Genomic DNA, 16845 nt, shown 5'->3' with positions numbered 1-16845 from the left:
ACTTCTAAACTTGTTTAATCTAGCTTTCCATATTACGTGGAGACGATACTTTCCATGTGGCGTCTCATTTATTTCAGATTAATCGTGGATCAGCTTAAAATGGGAGCGCGCCACCGCGATGGCTTTATTTGGATCATCCTGCCAGGCAGTGATCTGCACATTAGCAATCCTCTTACCTAATTTGACGATATCACAACGCGCGTAGGTTTCTTGGGCGCGGCCCGAGAGCATGTAGTCGATATTAAAGTCAATCACTTTGGGCACGCTGGTGGACTCCATTGCCCACATTAAACTTACGATAGCTGCATTCTCCATAAAACCCGCAATCACACCACCATGAATAGCAGGCAGCGCAGTATTACCTACGTTTTTTTCATCAAATGGCATACGGAATACTAGAGAGCCATCTTCATTTTCAGAGAAGCGCACACCGAGAAAATTCGCATAAGGGATCATCTCAATGGCTTTATCAAACTCTTTGGTTTCACGTATTGATTTGAAGAAATCATTTTTCTCTGACATTACTTAACTACCCCTTGCATTTTACTACTGGACGCGCGCATAAAAGTTGCCACGCAGGACGCAACGGGGTCATTAATATCTGTTTGGTAAGCCACACCACGAATAAAGGCCACCGTATTGGTCAATTTATAACACTCCGCAGCCGCTTCAATGCCCTGCCCTGCCAACGCAGGTTTGAGAAAATCAACACGCAAATCCAAGGTGGCAATGGATTCCATCGCAGGCAAAGCACAAAACGTGGCCATACCACCAACACTGTCCATTAAAGACAGAATAACACCACCATGGATGATCCCGTTGGCGAGATCACCCACCAAGCTTTCTGCAAAGGGAATTCGAAATATGGCTCTGTTTCTTTCCAAAGAGACTGTTTCCATGCCTAGCTGCTTCGAGTGTGGGATATTCCCGAAAAACCCCTTTTTTGAAAGAACTGAAAATTGAGGGTCGTCAATTAGATAGGTACGCTCTTTTTTTTCTGACATACTATTTCCTCGTGCCATTTAATATTTAGGGGAGTAAAATTCTGTAATCATAGGCATTCCGTTAAACATAATCAACAACGTGACGACACCAAGGCGTGACTAAACTGTAAAATAAAAGTGGGCAGTAATCAATATAACCAAATTTGGGCATAAACATTGATTCTTAGCGCACATTTATTTACTTAGACATATATGGGGCTCTCGTGCTGTCAACGGCAAGGCCAAATATCCCCTCTCAGAGCAAAATTATCATTGTATTAACAAGTTCGAATATGACTGCCCAATGCCACTATCTAGTTGTATTGGTAGTTGAGTCTGAACGGCTGTGACTTATCGTATGTTGATGAGGTGATGTAAATCGCTGACAACCAGTAGTGAGACAATTTTGTTACGCCAAAATGCTTGTCTAGACGAAATGTTGAAGGATAGAGAACATAAACCTATTACCCCACAATATAAAGACAGTAAAGCCGCAGGGCATTAAAGCTACACTGTTATAAACGATAAGATATTGGCGCAAATTGCTAATGCAATGCAGTTGTTTAAATTGAATAATAAAAAAATGCTTATCTTGGAAAACTTATAATATGCACGTACTTCAAACCATAAATGACGTTAAAGAATGTTTCGAATTACAAAAATGTTATTTTTCATCCGAACCTTATCGGAGCTATGATGATCGTGTTAAAGATCTGAAAAAACTCAAGAGGCTCCTGCTTGATAATCAAGATGATTTCGTTGAGGCCTTAAATAAAGATTTTGGTAGTAGAAGTGCTGATGACACAAAGATAGGCGATATTATCACTACTATTTCAGGTATTAATTACACCATTAAAAACTTGAAATCATGGATGAAACCTAAAAAACGTAAAGTAGACTTGTTATTTCAACCCGCTAAAGCATCTATTTTGTTTCAACCTCTTGGTGTGGTTGGTGTAGTAGTACCATGGAATTACCCTGTATTTTTATCTTTAGGTCCTTTAGCTACGGCATTGGCAGCGGGTAATTGTGTTATGTTAAAAATGTCGGAGTTTACGCCTGTAACAGCAACGCTATTAGCCGGTTTACTTCATAAAGTCTTTAAGCAAAAACAAGTTGCTATTATTGGAGGTGAGGTTGAAATAGCTACGGCATTCACTTCGTTAGCATTTGATCATTTGTTTTTTACTGGCTCAACCAATGTCGGTAAAATTGTTATGCAAGCAGCCGCTAAAAACCTTGTACCGGTTACTTTAGAATTAGGCGGAAAATCTCCTGCAATTATTGATGGTATAATAGACATTAAACTTGCTGTTTCGCGTTTTATTTTAGGTAAAGTTCTTAACTCAGGTCAAACATGTGTAGCGCCTGATTATATTTTTTGTCCTGAAGATAAAGTCACAGTGTTAGTTGAAGAACTACAGAAAATTTATAGTAAAATGTATCCTAAAATCACTAATAATAAAGATTGTACCAGTATTATTAATGATGCCCAATTTGAACGATTAAATGGTTTGTTAGACGATGCGAGAAGTCATGGAGCAAATATAACTCCGCTCACTGCAGAACCTATCAACAAGACAGAAAGAAAAATGCCTTTAACCGTGCTAACTGATGTCAACGATGATATGAAAGTGATGCAACAAGAAATTTTTGGCCCTATCATCCCTATAATTACCTACAAAAATACCGCAGAAGCTATTCACTATATAAATAAAAATGACAGACCGTTAGCATTATATATTTATAGTTTTGATAAAGCATTCCAGCAAGAAATTTTATTGAACACTCATGCTGGTGGGGTCTGTATTAATGAAGCTACTTTTCATGTGGCCAATGATGATTTGCCTTTTGGCGGCATTGGAGCTTCGGGTATGGGCCAATACCATGGGGAAGAGGGTTTTAAAACATTCTCTCACGGCAAGTCAATTTTAAAGAAAGGGCGTATTAGTTTCGCCCACCTCTTGTTTCCTCCATTTGGCGGATTTATGCATAAATTGGTTTATAAATTATTTATTCGCTAGGCCGTGCATCTTAAATTGTTGTTGGATTCATTAAGTTAATCCTCAAGTCTATTTATTGTTCTGGCTTAACCCAAAAAAACATCATTCAATATGATGCTTTTGGGGATACTAATAATCAGTGATTAATGAACATAGCCCGCTTGGCAGGAACAAAATCAAAAAAATATCCTTTTTAAATAACAAACAGGAAAAAACATGAATCAAACCTTACTTGCGTTAACGGGCTTTGCTGGCTGGACATTAGTTCTTAGCTTCATACTCTTAAATATGAGAGCTTATTATACTTTTTTGAGTAGCAATAAAGTTGCCCTTAATAACTTTCATCCTGATGGCAGTAATACTCCTGGCTTTGGTCAAAGGCTTACAAGAGCCCAATTAAACTGTCTTGAGATGCTGCCAGTGTTCTGTGCTTTAGTCATTGTGGCGGCACTTTCTAAACAACTAGATATGATGAATTCAACTGTTATCTACCTACTTTATGCCCGTATAGCTCAATCAGTAATCCATATGATTTCAACTAATATTATCGCGGTTATCTTACGTGCTAGTTTTTGGAGTATACAATTAGCATTATTATTATTCTATTCCTATCAACTACTTGTAAATTTTTTTATAACGTAAATACAATATTTGGCTTTTATGCAAAATTTACTCATAAATAATTAGAATACTTAAACCTAAAAATAAGAGGTTGCTATGCACTTTTATCAAGCTTTACAACGAAATGCTACTATTTTACCTAACACTATTGGAACATCTTTCGCTGACAGGGAGCACACCTGGAATGAAGTTAACAACAGAGTAGCGAAATCAGCAAGTGGGCTAGCCGCCATCGGAGCAGGCAAAGGCATTCATATTGCAATTTTAGCTTTAAATTCAGATAAATATTTTGAGTGTTTAAATGCTATCCCTTGGTCTGGCAGCGTTATGGTGCCATTAAATATTCGGTGGTCTGTCAAAGAAAACCTTTATTCATTAAATGATTCGGAATGTAGCATTTTGTTTTTTGATGATGCTTTTATCGACACAGCTAAAGAGTTGAAGCTGAAATGTGACAATATCAAGCATATGATTTATATAGGTGAAAACTCGGCACCTGAAGGTACATTAGATTATGAAGAATTTATAGCTAATGCTACACCAATGCAACCAGTCAAATGTGATTATGATGATCTTGTCGGTATTTTTTATACTGGTGGTACAACTGGTTTTCCAAAAGGCGTAATGTTATCTCATAAAAACCTATGGACAAGTTCTGTTTGCTTAATTTCAGCAATGAAAATTAATACTGAAGGTGAGCGATATTTGCATGCAGCACCAATGTTTCATTTGGCCGATATAGGTATTGGTTATGGTACGGTTATCAGTGGACTTACCCAAGTATTCATTCCTGCTTTTACACCCAAAGCTGTTATTGAAACAATACAAGCTAAACAGGTGAACCATGTTCTATTAGTACCTACAATGATAACTCTGTTACTTTCAGAGCCTACGCTAGAAACCTCAGACTTGTCTTCATTGCAAAATATTGTATATGGAGCGTCTCCTATGCCAGAAGGAATTTTAATTTCAGCAATGGAAAAAATGCCTTCTGTACAATTCATTCAAGCATACGGGCAATCAGAACTATCACCTCTAATTACAATTTTGCCTGCTGAATATCATGTATTAGAAGGTGATAAATCGGGTAAGTTACGCTCTGCTGGCCGCCCTGGTTACTGTGTGAGCGTTGAAATTAGAGATGCAGATGGTCGCGTAGTTCCCACTGGAAAGGTAGGTGAAGTATCCGCCTGTGGGCCTAATGTAATGCTAGGTTATTGGAAAAATGAAAAGCAGACTCAATCAACAATTGTTGATAATTGGGTTTTAACGGGTGATGCAGGTTATATGGACGAAGATGGATTTCTTTTTCTAGTTGATCGAGTAAAAGATATGATAATTACTGGCGGAGAGAATGTATTCTCTGCCGAAGTTGAAAATGCACTTTCTTTGCACCCCAAAATACTTGAATCAATTGTTATCGGTATCCCTAGTGAGGAATGGGGGGAAAGTGTCCATGCAATCATCCGGCTAAATGATAATGTAGAGATTACCGAAGAAGACGTTATCGCGCATTGTCGAGAGAATATAGCTAATTATAAAATCCCTCGAAGCATGGAGTTTCGTGAGAAACCTTTCCCGATGACAGGTGCGGGTAAATATAAAAAAAATGAGCTTAGAGACCCATTTTGGAAAGATAAAGTTCGAACCATAAATTAACTTTTACGCGCCTTGTGATAAAAACGTGCCGCGATAGAGCCGATAATCGGACACTTAAAACAAGATCACAGGTTATGCCGAAACTGGCTCAAAGGCAGTGAGAGTGACAGTATCAATCTGTTGATGACTGCCTGCGTCTGGAACCTGAGGAAGTGGTATATCGCTTTCGTTTTGTTTGAATTTAGAGGGTAACACTGGCTATATATTGGAGCGTATCGGCATCACAATGCTGATGAGGTATTCTCTAACGTATGCCTTTAAAAAATAGAGGTTGCTTAGACAAACCGTCCAATGTCCTGCCTGAGCAATACTGCATTTTTCAGCAAAGACTACTTAAACGGTCTGCTAAACCATAGAGAAAACGTTAGCTGAGCAAGGTAAACGCTTACCTAAATATGTAGAGCGTGAATTTGACGAGTTCCTGAGCGTATTGCCGGACATCTAGAGGTAATTGATGTAGTGTTCCGCTTAAGTTTATAACTGCCTTCGAAACTGATCTGGAGTTAGCTGAAACCAGCGTTTAAAAGCTCGACGGAAATTCGAGCTGTCATGGTAGTTAAGAATTGCAGCAATCGCATCTACAGACATTTCACTATTTGCCAGATAGCTGCAAGCTTGTTGCGAAAGTAGCTCATCTCTAATTTTCCTAAAACTACTACCTTCCTGTTTCAGCTTTCTTGAAAGGGTTCGTTTACTAATAAACAACATGGAGGCTGCGGTTTCTTCACTAATGTCTCCCACTGGATACGTTAGTATTATTTTCTTGAGTTGATGTATGTGACTTATTGTTTTAGTCGGTAGTTGATCCAGCATGGATTGACACTGACGCAATGCCAAAGAATAGTTTTCGTGGTTCCCCGATGCATTTTTTATTTTGCAAAGGTCGGCAGGTATTTTAATGACTAACTCATTAGCTGCAAACTCGATTGAACCGGGCAAGAATTCAGAATAACGTTGATAGTAACTAGGGGCGCTATGAGAAAAACAGATACGTATCTGTTTAACAATGTCTCCAATTATAAATTCGGCAACTTGCAGTATAACCGACGCTAGTACTTCAGATAAAATACGGTGCATATCTTCGTTTAGCTCAGCGTCAAACAACCAGGTACAATCCCAATAACATTTACTTCGCGTCAACTTTATTTTTAAGAAATCGATACGAGTGGGCAAATAATTTTTGAACGCTTTAAGTGCAACTAACAGATTAGGACTGCTACTGGCCATAAATCCCATAGCCCCATGAGTTGTCGGTGTTAAGATTTGACCTAAGTATAATCCAAACAGCTCTTCATCAGTCATTTCTAAAGCATTGTGTAAAATTTGAATCTGCTGCCTTGATGTCAGCAAGGTATCTTCCTGCAAAAACTGATCGATGGTCATTTCTGTTTGGCTGATCAACATGGGCAATTGGCGCACTTGCAAACCCAACACTCGCGCAATCACACGAGAATAGTTTGATGATATACAGGCTATTTCAGGCATATTATTCTGTACTTCCTGCCGATTTCGTTTATCGGATGCTTAACCAAAAGTGTTTGGTTGCTCAAACTTTAGAACTATTTAAGCATGTTAAAAGACCAGTGTCTTTAAATGACCCTGTAATGTCAAGTAATGACCTTCCTAAGCTTTCTGTCCTCACGTAATCTGCATCTAGTTAATTTGAGGTGCGTTTTTTTTGTACCCTCTCCTTGCGGGCTATGAAGCTAGCGGGTCAATCAATATTTTCGGAGTAAGTTATGGGCAGTATTACCTTTTTAGAGCACGATGGTACAGAACACCTAGTTAACATTGAGACAGGCAAATCCCTGATGCAAATTGCTATAGATTCTGGCGTTCCTGGCATCGATGCTGATTGTGGTGGTGAATGTGCCTGTGGTACATGCCATGTCATCCTTGAAGGCACGCAGAGCGCTAGCATAGGAAAGGCAAGCGATGAAGAATTGCAAATGTTGGATTTAACCCCAGAGCGTGCAGAAACCTCACGATTGGCTTGCCAAATTATCATGACTGATACGATGGATGGCATGATTGCGCGTCTTCCTGAATTTCAAATGTAGCCGCCCTGTCCATTCAGTCCCTGTAAGTAATTATCTGAGGTAAAAATCGTTATGAATATTGTTGATGTGATTGTCGAAAAAAGTAGCGCAATGGTTCCTATGCCTTTGCAAATTAAAGCCGCCCATTTAATGTACAAGGTGAAAACCAAAGTAGGGATTTACCAAGGGTTTCCAAAAATTGTTGAAGCCTCGGTACCTGATGTATCAACGTTGGCGCTAGCAGATATTGACCTTAGTAATCCATTTTTGTTTAAACAAGGGCATTGGGAATCCTACTTCAAACGCTTACGTGATGAGTGTCCAGTTCACTTTCAGAAGAAAAGTCTGTTTGGCCCATTTTGGTCTATTACACGCTATGCCGATATCATGTTTGTGGATAAAAACCACGAACTGTTTTCTTCTGAGCCATTTGTAGTGATTGGCGCTCTACCTAAAGAGCTCGCCCTAGATATGTTCATTGCAATGGATCCACCCAAGCATGATTTACAGCGACAAGCGGTACAAGGGGCTGTCGCACCAAAGAATCTAAAAGAAATGGAAGCACTCATTCGTAGCCGTACTCAAGAAGTGCTAGACATGCTGCCATTAGATAAACCATTTGACTGGGTGAATGAGGTTTCAATAGAGCTCACTGCAAGAATGTTAGCGACACTACTCGACTTTCCTTTTGAGAAACGTAGGAAACTAGTTTACTGGTCAGATTTAGCTGGGGCTGGAGCTGAAATGACTGGAGGGATAAGTGATACTGATGAGGTATTTGAGGGCATGGCAGACATGGCCAAGGATTTCTCTCAGCTTTGGCGCGAAAAACAAGCTAGAACAGCGGCTGGAGAAGAGCTTGGTTTTGATTTGATTAGTCTTATGCAAGCCAGTGATGCCACAAAAGACTTAATCGATAAACCATTAGAATTTTTGGGCAATTTAGTGTTATTGATAGTCGGAGGAAATGACACCACGCGAAACTCTATGTCAGGAGGGGTGCTCGCTCTGAACCAATTCCCTGATGAATTTGCCAAACTCAAAAACGATCCTAGTCTGATCTCTAATATGGTGTCAGAAATTATTCGATGGCAAACTCCGCTGGCGCATATGAGACGTATTGCAACACAAGATGTTGAACTTAACGGCCAGACGATTAAAAAAGGTGACAAAGTTGTTATGTGGTATGCCTCTGGCAACCGAGACGAGCGTGCTATTGACCATCCCGATCAGTTTATTATTGAGCGAAAAGGGGCACGTAATCACTTGTCCTTTGGTTTTGGGGTGCACCGTTGTATGGGTAATCGTTTGGCAGAATTACAGCTACGTATTCTTTGGGAAGAATTACTAACACGTTTTGACAAAATTGAAGTGGTCGGTGAGCCTGAAGGGGTGCAATCGAACTTTGTCAAAGGTTACTCATCGATGATGGTTAAGCTCACCTCGAAGCAGTAGCATTTCATTTCTAAAGTTAAAACGAGAAAAAGGTAAGGTGATTTATGACACAAAAATGCATCATCATCGGCGCGAGCCATGCTGCCGCTCAATTAATCACTAGTCTTAAACAAGAAGGCTGGAAAGGTGATGTGTTAGTGATCAGTGATGAGCCTTATTTACCCTATCATCGACCTCCACTTTCTAAAGCATTTTTATCTGGCGAAAAATCCTCTGAAAGCCTAGTGATTCGGCCCACCGAATTCTACGAAAAACATGGTGTGAATTTTGTGCAGGGGCGCGTTACAGCAATCAATCGACAGCAAAAAATCTTAACCCTTGGCGATGGTAAAACATTTACATACGACAAGCTGGCATTGTGTACAGGTGCGAGGGCGAGAAAAATTGACCTTCCCGGTTGTCACTTGAAGGGTATACATTACCTTCGAGATATGGACGATGCAAAAGCAATAAAAGCGAATGTGGTGAAAGGCCAACACGCCGTTATTGTAGGTGGTGGTTATATTGGTTTAGAAACTGCGGCTTCGCTTATTAAGCTTGGAATGCAGGTCACCTTACTGGAGACGGCGTCTAGAATACTGCAGCGCGTAACCGCACCTGAAGTGTCTGATTTTTATCAGCGCGTACATAGTGAAAATGGAGTCAGTATTCACACCAACGTTACGGTGACAGGGTTTGATGGTCATGACTATATTGAAAAGGTTTTACTTGCCGACGGTACTGAACTTTCTGCACACTTGGTGGTGGTTGGGGTGGGTGTTGAGCCCAATGTCGAGTTGGCAGAGATGGCAAGTTTAGTAGTTGATAACGGTATACTAGTCGATGATTTTTGCCGTACAAACGACAGGAATATCGTTGCTGCGGGTGACGGCACAAATCAGTTCAACAAAATATACGGTCGCCGTATTCGACTGGAATCCGTACCAAACGCGAACGCACAAGCCAAAATTGCTGCAGCATCCATTTGTGATTTGGACAAAGGCAGCGTTACCTTGCCTTGGTTTTGGTCTGATCAGTACGATCTGAAATTACAAATCGCAGGTTTGAGTCAAGGTTATGATGAAATCATTTTTCGTGGTGACAGGTTGACAGGGTATAACTTTACAGCCTTTTATTTAAAAGAGGGGCAACTGATAGCTGCTGACTGTGTTAACCGCCCTCAAGACTTTATGTTGAGTAAAAAACTCATAACACAAAAGACCATTATTCCGTTAAACCAACTTTTAGATGACTCAATTCCATTAAAAACTCTTCTCTTGAATGTAAGCTAAATTCAAAAATTAGACTTAATTTAATCCGATACAATTCAAGCAAGTTGAAATTGCTTACTGTAGGGACTTGGTGTTAGATGAAAAATTGACAATATAATAATGAGCCTGATATGTCAGGTTCTGGCACAGACTGTGTAAAAACTCAGAATGCCGCTACCCAACTACGTCATATGTGATCCCCGATCTGTGAAACGACTTAGTCACCGATTATTAGCGTTAGCGCGGCATATTGGTTTTGTGGTGCTGAGGTGGGTCGATAATGACAAATATGATGTTTTAACGCGATTTTTGGCGTGAATGGAGGCTGAATTCGCCTTTATTTACTGATGGCTTCCATCAATACAGTTGTTCCCATTATGGTCATCATTCGTTTCAGGTTGTAAGCCAATACATTTAGGCTCATTTCGATACTCACATTCTTTTTACGTCTCATTAAGAAGTGTGTCGCACCCATGCACATTTTAATCGTTCCAAACGGATGCTCTACGGTTTGTTTTCTCAGAACGGGTGTGTCTGGATTATCGTCGAGCCGCTGCTGCATGGCGTCTATTACCTCTTGTAAACACCACTCCAAAAGCGCGGTTATTTGCCGATTTTTAAGATAAGCAGAACTTTCCACATTAAAAAATCATTATCTAATAATGATCCATTCACACTTTCAATTCTGAATTAAAAAATCAATAAACAGGCAAAGTTCACATTCAAGAACTATAAAAAGAAGTGTCGTTGAGAACGGTATGACGCCACCACCGATTGACCGTCTTAGCTAACGTCATACCCTATAAAACCGTGCAGGTGCACGACCCAATAAGTGTTGCATAATTTGGGATTAAATCCAGCCCTCATCGACTTTTTATGCCGATGCCAACGTCAAGTCGCCTTTATCAATGTCTTCGCTGTCATACGCTAGTTGTGATCTGTCACCGTTGTGATCGCGGCCAACGTTATTGCACTAAGGGTTGTAGTAAAAACGCAAGAATAGCCTCACAAAAACGCACCAGTAAAAAATACCAAACAACGCGTGCAGGACGTTTTAATAATGCCGCACGACAACAACGTTTTCGAGCCCGTCAAAAACAAAAAGTAACGCATGACTCTTCCCTTGAAATTCCCCGCCGTGCTGTACTGAGTCAGCAGTTAAATTCACCTAAATGCCCTGTAGAGCACCAAAAACAGACAACAACGATGTATTGCCACTTCTGTGGCGAGGTCTGTAGTCCCTTTTTGCGGCATGGGTTTTTACGTTATCGGGTCAGTAAGGCCAATTTACGGTGCGAGGCCTTAATTCTTTGATGAGGAAACAAATATGGCAATTGACAAAGAGGTCGAGGCAAAAATATTACGTTATCATTTTGTTGAACAATGGCGTACCGGCACGATTGCCCACCCAACTTGGCATTCATCATGGTGTCGTTGATCGGGTGTTAGCTCAGGCCGGCTTACCTAAAGTTGAGCGAACCCGCCTTGCATCCATTATCGACCCTTACCTGCCCTTTATTATTGAAACCCTCCATGAATTTCCGAGACTGACCGCAGCCAGGCTTTATGAAATGGCAAAGCAGCGAGGATTTAGAGGTGGATCCAGTCAGTTCCGCCAACGTATTAGTGAGTTAAGGCCCAGACAACTTCCCGAAGCGTATTTACGTTTAAAAACCTTGCCCGGTGAACAGGCACAAGTGGATTGGGGACATTTCAGTCATATCCAAATTGGCAACGCCAAGCGGCCATTGATGGCCTTTGTGATGGTGTTGAGTTGGTCGCGGCAAATATTTTTACAGTTTTATCTCAACCAGCAAATGGAAAACTTTTTACGCGGTCATGTTGGCGCATTCGAGGCATGGCAAGGTTTACCGAAAATACTTTTATACGACAATCTCAAGTCAGCGGTATTAGAGCGCCAGGGTCAAGCCATACGCTTTCATCCAACGTTGCTTGATTTAGCGAGCCATTACCGTTTTAACCCCAGAGCAGCCGCCCCGGCACGGGGGAATGAAAAGGGCCGGGTTGAACGTGCCATTCGTTATATCCGCGATAACTTCTTTGCCGGGCGTCATTATCAATCAGTTGAAGACTTAAATCGCCAGGCTAACGACTGGTGCCAGGGGGTAAGCATCGACAGGCGCTGCCCTGAAAATGCTGACTTAACCGTCAGAGAAGCCTTTTTTTTACAAGAGCAGCCAAGTCTATTGGCATTACCTGATACCCCATTTAATACCCGTGAACAAAAGCAGGTTAAAGCCTCAAAAACACCCTATGTTCGCTTTGATTTAAATGACTACTCCATTCCCCATCAACAGGTCCAAAAGCAGCTAACGGTGAACGCCTGTTTAAAGCGGGTACGCATTATTGATGGTGAAACATTAATAGCCGAGCATCCGCGCAGCTTTGGCAAAGGGGAGCAAATTGAAAACGAACAGCATATTAATGCGTTATGGCTAGCCAAAACCAATGCCAAAATACATCGGGGGCAAGACAGGCTGTCACAGGTATCCCCCTTAGCGAAGTCTTTTTACAACAGAGCCTTGAACGTGGTCACCCCTTTGGGAAAGAGCGCAACAAAGTACTGGCCTTTTTCATTGACCAAGACTTGTGCCTGGTATTCGGTCACCTTTCTATAAATATCAAATACCTGTCGGGTCTCAAAACCTGCCTCTCTATAGCGCCCTTTAGGCAAGGATTTTCAGTCAATATTAATGACTTCAGTTTCATCTGGCTTATCGACTTGCTGCAATGTAGTACCAACGTGACCGTTTTGCCCACCTGGTTTTTTATCTGACGCCTTTGATTATTTCTTTCTTCGATTTGGATCCGTCGACGGCGGCTTACTGGTATTTTGACTGTTTAATTCCAACCGCTTAGTTAGCAGCTGTACTACTAAAATTAGCACGCTGAACATGGCTTTTAAGGCGGGCGACAAATCCTTCTCTTGATTAAGAAGTAATTCGGCTTCCTTGAGTGTCTGCTCTATGTCAATGCCATCCAGCTTCACCCAGCGACCTAAACGATGTGATTCAATATCCCCATATTATCATGGCTTTTTTTAACTAATTTTTGCGCGCTGTAAAGCAATGTAACGGATTTTTATTTTTTGACTTCGACCGGCTATCAGGAAGTTGATTAAAACCGACAGTCGATCAGGCCGACCGACGTACCGGGTGAGTAGGTAGGTTGAAGAAATGTTTGGCGTTTCTGAAAAAACCAAGCAAAACCCCGTCAAGCGTTTTTTGAATTAAACTCGCTGAATAGTTACAAATAAGTTAACATTATTATAAATGACCGACTGTCGGTCATTTATAATTGACGGATACTTTGTGGAACAAAATGGCAATTAAAGTAGATAAACACAAGAAAAGACGAGACATTGCAGGTGCTTGTACTGAGCTGTTATTGGAAAAAGGCATAAAAAATCTAACCATTACCGAGATAGCCAAAACCGCAGGGATTGGTAAAGGAACGGTTTATGATTATTTTAGTAATAAAGAAGAAATAGTTTTTGAAATCATTCGAAAGTTCATTGAAGAGCACCACAATTATTTACTTAGTCAAAGTGACAAGCAGACATCGACTAAGCAAAAAGTATTATACCTCTTCGATTTTTTCCTCTCGGATTATAAGCCTTATGAAAAACACCTGGACGTTTATCGGGAATATTTAAGTGTCACCTTGTCGTCAAAATGCAGTCCCATGGCCGAATTCAATAGGGAGTGTTCCGGCTTTATAAGAAATATCCTGGAAGACATTATTAACGAGGGCATCGAAAAAGGCGAAATCAAGGACGTGGCCAGACACTTGATAGATGGCTTAATGAAAGCAGAAAGGGGCTATATGGTGATTGCCTGGGCAGAAGGCAGGGATTTAAAACAAGAATTCAAAGACTATATAGACACACTGTTCGATTTAATTGAGGTAAAATAGTGAAAATAATCATAACGTTAGCCCTAGCACTTTCCGCTGCAACGGTACAAGCCAAAGAAATATATGCAACCTTTACCGTACATGCGAAACAGGGTGCCAATTTAGCGTTCAATTACAGCGGTATTATTAAAGAATTACATGTCGACATTATGAGCGTGGTTAAAAAAGATCAGATCCTGGCAACATTAGCCAGCGACGACTTAATTGCCACCAACAATGCATCTAAAGTGACATTGAAATACGCCAAGTTAGACCATGAAAGACACAAAGATCTGTACAAAAAAAATCTCATTGATAAAGCCCTGCTTGATAAGTACGCCATGGCGTATGAGGCCATTAAGGCCAAAATTGAAGTAGAAAACGCCATCTACGATAAAACCATTTTAAGAGCGCCATTCGATGGTGTGATTAGCAAAAGAATGATTGAGCTAGGGGATGTAGTGAATGGGCAGATGATAAAAACCGCCTTCAATCTTCAAAGTGAACATGCTCGAATATTGGTCGTTGAATTTGATCAAAAATATAACAGCGATGTCAATATTGGCGATACCTTTCTATATAAAGTCGATGGTGATGACAGGCAATATGAGGGCCAAGTTTACCGGATATACCCGGAGGCCAATAGGGATAACAGAAAAATCGCCATACAGGTGATTGCCAAAGGTTTAAAAGTGGGTCTATTTGGCGAAGGTAAAATACTCACCTCGGATGATAGCAATAATTTAGTAAAAGTAAGTCAAGAATAGCCCTATGTATAAATTTGCAATCAATCGTCCGATCACCATCCTTATGGCCGTTATGGCGCTTATCATATTTGGTCTCAAGTCCTACACCTCAATGCCTTTGGCACTCTTCCCGAATGTGGATTTCCCCATAGTCACTATCAAAACGGTTTATCCCGGCGCGGATGCTAAAACCGTTGAATCTAAAATTACCGATAAAATTGAAGAAGCCGTTTCGGGTATTAATGGCATCGATAAATTGGACTCAACCAGCTATGAAGGATTGAGTTATGTCATCGTTAGATTTGATCTAAAAATAGACATCAACGAGGCCGCTAACGATGTGCGAGATAAGATTGGTGGTGTGATCTTACCGGAAAACGCACTGGCACCTCTGGTGCAAAAAATCAGCACGGCGGGCGAAGCTATCAGTGTATTTGTGGTCAGCAAAACAGGTGATATGTCTGCGCTAATGCAGCTGGTTGATGAAAAGATCAAACCCAAATTACAACGCATCCCCAATGTTGGTGATGTGGATATTGACGGCTATCAAGACCGGGAAATTCGTATATTGGTCGATCCCTATCTGCTCAATAAATACAAAATATCAGCGATTGAATTGCAAAATGTCATTGGCAATGAAAATTTTAAAGCCAGTTCCGGTAAGAGTATTAACGATAAACAAGAACTGATTATTAAATTCCATGGTGATGCCAAGGACATTGAATCATTGGCCAATATAGAAATAAAACCCGGTTTACGTTTGAAAGATGTGGCAAAGGTATTTGATGGCTTAAGCGATGTAGAAAGTTATTCGTCGTACAATGGACAAGTCGGCGTGATGCTGAATATTATGAAAATATCAGGCACCAATGTCATTGGTATCATTAAAGAAGCCAAGCAATTGTTACCCGAATTAAAAACGCTGGCCGGTGACGATTATCAGATAAACTTGATCAAAGACCAGTCCGATAAAATCATTCACAGTGTCGATCAGGTCAAGTTTGATTTAGTTTTTGGCGCTATTTTAGCGATAGTCATTGTTTTCATATTTTTACGTAATCTTACCGCAACCATCGTCTCTGCACTGGCCATCCCAACCTCTATCATCGGTACCTTTGCGATTATCGATTACATGGGTTACGACCTGAATAAATTAACCTTAATTGGACTCACCCTCGCCATAGGCATTTTCATAGACGATGCAATCGTAGTGATTGAAAATATCAGCAAAAAAATGGAATCTGGCATGGAAGCCTTTCAAGCAACTTATGAAGGTGTGCACGAAATTGCCTTTTCACTGCTGGCAATTTCGGCAATGTTACTGGCCGTTTTCATCCCTGTTGCGTTCATGAGTGGACTCGTCGGCAAATTTTTTAATGCGTTTGCCATGACGGTTGCCTCCGGTATTGTATTGTCTTATTTCGTGGCGATTATGTTTATTCCCACCATTGGCGCCCGAGTGTTAAGACACAAAGAAACTAAATTCCATGCCAAAACAGAACCCCTGTTCCAGGCATTAGATAATGGCTATGTGAGAATTCTAAAGCCCCTGATTCGATTTAAATACATTACCGTATTAGTGACCTTTGGCTTCCTTATTTTATCCAGCCAAATATTCACCAATGTCGGCATGGACTTTGTTCCGGCGGAAGATAATAGCGAGTTTCAAATCACCGCCAAAGCAGAAGTAGGTACATCCATTGGCGAAATGAAAAATAGAATGAAACCCATTATGGATGCCATCAAAGACGACGACATGATTGATTATTATACTCTGAGCATTGCTTATACCACCGCCAACGAGTCGCACAAAGCCTTAGTCTATGTAAAGTTAAAGTCCATTGAACAGCGCGGTTTAGGTCAGGCAGAGATAATAATCAAGTACCGTAAAGCGTTTAAGTCCATACAATCTATGGCCTTGGCCGTTGAAAAAATCCCACCCATAAACACTGGCGGCAGTAATGCACCAGTACAAATCGTTATTACTGGTGACAACCTGGAAAAGCTTAGCGAGATATCGCAACAAGTCTCCCAGATGTTAGGCACATTTGGGGTTCTAGGGATTTTCCCCTCTAAAGTAACATAAATCGCCACAACCCTCGCAGTTAATGGCTTGTGGAGCTGGGTTACCTTTCATTTTAGACTTCATTTTCAACAATAGGCCTAGTTATTTC

At 40.7% G+C, this 16845-nt stretch carries 14 protein-coding genes and 2 pseudogenes; 11 read left to right on the top strand and 5 right to left on the bottom strand.

All coding sequences use genetic code 11. The features are described 5' to 3' along the window. Positions 1–78: 78 nt before the first annotated feature. Together ACYVIL_RS18815 and ACYVIL_RS18810 are read right to left on the bottom strand one after the other, a co-directional pair. Positions 79–522, bottom strand: coding sequence for a PaaI family thioesterase (locus tag ACYVIL_RS18815; RefSeq protein ID WP_187447829.1), 444 nt, complete (start codon positions 520–522; stop codon positions 79–81). Next, positions 522–1004 carry a PaaI family thioesterase gene (locus ACYVIL_RS18810; RefSeq protein WP_187447828.1) on the bottom strand — a complete coding sequence of 161 codons (483 nt, stop codon included), beginning with the start codon at positions 1002–1004 and terminating at the stop codon, positions 522–524. Before ACYVIL_RS18810 ends, ACYVIL_RS18815 begins: the two co-directional genes overlap by 1 nt. A gap of 587 nt (positions 1005–1591) precedes the next feature. Here ACYVIL_RS18810 and ACYVIL_RS18805 point away from each other — a divergent pair. The 4 genes and pseudogenes from ACYVIL_RS18805 to ACYVIL_RS18790 all read left to right on the top strand — a co-directional run. Next, entirely contained in the window at positions 1592–3007 is a 1416-nt protein-coding gene (locus tag ACYVIL_RS18805) for a coniferyl aldehyde dehydrogenase (RefSeq protein ID WP_187447827.1), read from the top strand. Positions 3008–3202: 195 nt separating this feature from the next. Next, entirely contained in the window at positions 3203–3628 is a 426-nt protein-coding gene (locus ACYVIL_RS18800; RefSeq protein ID WP_187447826.1) for an MAPEG family protein, read from the top strand. Positions 3629–3703: 75 nt separating this feature from the next. Further along, entirely contained in the window at positions 3704–5266 is a 1563-nt protein-coding gene (locus ACYVIL_RS18795; RefSeq protein ID WP_460314130.1) for a long-chain-fatty-acid--CoA ligase, read from the top strand. Between the two features lie 21 nt (positions 5267–5287). Continuing rightward, positions 5288–5419 (top strand): annotated as a pseudogene (locus tag ACYVIL_RS18790) (IS5/IS1182 family transposase); the annotation flags it as partial. A gap of 321 nt (positions 5420–5740) precedes the next feature. Here the strand turns inward: ACYVIL_RS18790 and ACYVIL_RS18785 are convergent. Next, on the bottom strand, positions 5741–6751 hold the full coding sequence (locus ACYVIL_RS18785; RefSeq protein ID WP_191867408.1) for an AraC family transcriptional regulator: 1011 nt from the start codon (positions 6749–6751) through the stop codon (positions 5741–5743). 254 nt (positions 6752–7005) lie between these two features. Between ACYVIL_RS18785 and ACYVIL_RS18780 the strand changes: the two genes are divergently transcribed. The 3 genes from ACYVIL_RS18780 to ACYVIL_RS18770 are packed head-to-tail and all read left to right on the top strand — an operon-like array spanning position 7006 to position 10031. After that, complete coding sequence (locus ACYVIL_RS18780) at positions 7006–7326, top strand: 2Fe-2S iron-sulfur cluster-binding protein (RefSeq protein ID WP_191867409.1); 321 nt, start codon at positions 7006–7008, stop codon at positions 7324–7326. Positions 7327–7377: 51 nt separating this feature from the next. Further along, positions 7378–8760, top strand: coding sequence for a cytochrome P450 (locus ACYVIL_RS18775; RefSeq protein WP_191867410.1), 1383 nt, complete (start codon positions 7378–7380; stop codon positions 8758–8760). A 44-nt stretch (positions 8761–8804) separates the two neighbouring features. After that, a complete protein-coding gene (locus ACYVIL_RS18770) occupies positions 8805–10031 on the top strand; it encodes an NAD(P)/FAD-dependent oxidoreductase (protein ID WP_191867411.1) in 1227 nt (408 codons plus the stop codon). Between the two features lie 316 nt (positions 10032–10347). Here ACYVIL_RS18770 and ACYVIL_RS18765 read toward each other — a convergent pair whose 3' ends face one another. Further along, positions 10348–10650 carry a transposase gene (locus ACYVIL_RS18765; RefSeq protein ID WP_425325384.1) on the bottom strand — a complete coding sequence of 101 codons (303 nt, stop codon included), beginning with the start codon at positions 10648–10650 and terminating at the stop codon, positions 10348–10350. A 694-nt stretch (positions 10651–11344) separates the two neighbouring features. Here ACYVIL_RS18765 and istA point away from each other — a divergent pair. After that, complete coding sequence (gene istA, locus ACYVIL_RS18760; RefSeq protein WP_460314126.1) at positions 11345–12649, top strand: IS21 family transposase; 1305 nt, start codon at positions 11345–11347, stop codon at positions 12647–12649. Positions 12650–12738: 89 nt separating this feature from the next. Here the strand turns inward: istA and ACYVIL_RS18755 are convergent. Beyond that, positions 12739–12894, bottom strand: a pseudogene (locus tag ACYVIL_RS18755) (DUF6444 domain-containing protein); the annotation flags it as partial. A gap of 458 nt (positions 12895–13352) precedes the next feature. Here ACYVIL_RS18755 and ACYVIL_RS18750 point away from each other — a divergent pair. The 3 genes from ACYVIL_RS18750 to ACYVIL_RS18740 are packed head-to-tail and all read left to right on the top strand — an operon-like array spanning position 13353 to position 16757. Beyond that, on the top strand, positions 13353–13946 hold the full coding sequence (locus tag ACYVIL_RS18750) for a TetR/AcrR family transcriptional regulator (RefSeq protein WP_191867412.1): 594 nt from the start codon (positions 13353–13355) through the stop codon (positions 13944–13946). Further along, a complete protein-coding gene (locus ACYVIL_RS18745; protein WP_229816626.1) occupies positions 13946–14692 on the top strand; it encodes an efflux RND transporter periplasmic adaptor subunit in 747 nt (248 codons plus the stop codon). Before ACYVIL_RS18750 ends, ACYVIL_RS18745 begins: the two co-directional genes overlap by 1 nt. A 4-nt stretch (positions 14693–14696) precedes the next feature. Further along, positions 14697–16757 (top strand): efflux RND transporter permease subunit, encoded by a 2061-nt coding sequence (locus ACYVIL_RS18740; RefSeq protein WP_229816627.1) that lies wholly within the window; start codon positions 14697–14699, stop codon positions 16755–16757. Positions 16758–16845 lie beyond the last annotated feature (88 nt).

The sequence above is a fragment of the Aliiglaciecola aliphaticivorans genome, assembly GCF_054782055.1.
The sequence above is the reverse complement of the archived record's forward strand: the minus strand, read 5'-3'. Positions and strand labels throughout refer to the sequence as shown.

Bases quoted from the DNA above. Each gene is read 5' to 3' on its own strand.
- ACYVIL_RS18815 (WP_187447829.1), bottom strand. From the start codon at position 522: ATGTCAGAGAAAAATGATTTCTTCAAATCAATACGTGAAACCAAAGAG.
- ACYVIL_RS18810 (WP_187447828.1), bottom strand. From the start codon at position 1,004: ATGTCAGAAAAAAAAGAGCGTACCTATCTAATTGACGACCCTCAATTT.
- ACYVIL_RS18805 (WP_187447827.1), top strand. From the start codon at position 1,592: ATGCACGTACTTCAAACCATAAATGACGTTAAAGAATGTTTCGAATTA.
- ACYVIL_RS18800 (WP_187447826.1), top strand. From the start codon at position 3,203: ATGAATCAAACCTTACTTGCGTTAACGGGCTTTGCTGGCTGGACATTA.
- ACYVIL_RS18795 (WP_460314130.1), top strand. From the start codon at position 3,704: ATGCACTTTTATCAAGCTTTACAACGAAATGCTACTATTTTACCTAAC.
- ACYVIL_RS18785 (WP_191867408.1), bottom strand. From the start codon at position 6,751: ATGCCTGAAATAGCCTGTATATCATCAAACTATTCTCGTGTGATTGCG.
- ACYVIL_RS18780 (WP_191867409.1), top strand. From the start codon at position 7,006: ATGGGCAGTATTACCTTTTTAGAGCACGATGGTACAGAACACCTAGTT.
- ACYVIL_RS18775 (WP_191867410.1), top strand. From the start codon at position 7,378: ATGAATATTGTTGATGTGATTGTCGAAAAAAGTAGCGCAATGGTTCCT.
- ACYVIL_RS18770 (WP_191867411.1), top strand. From the start codon at position 8,805: ATGACACAAAAATGCATCATCATCGGCGCGAGCCATGCTGCCGCTCAA.
- ACYVIL_RS18750 (WP_191867412.1), top strand. From the start codon at position 13,353: ATGGCAATTAAAGTAGATAAACACAAGAAAAGACGAGACATTGCAGGT.
- ACYVIL_RS18740 (WP_229816627.1), top strand. From the start codon at position 14,697: ATGTATAAATTTGCAATCAATCGTCCGATCACCATCCTTATGGCCGTT.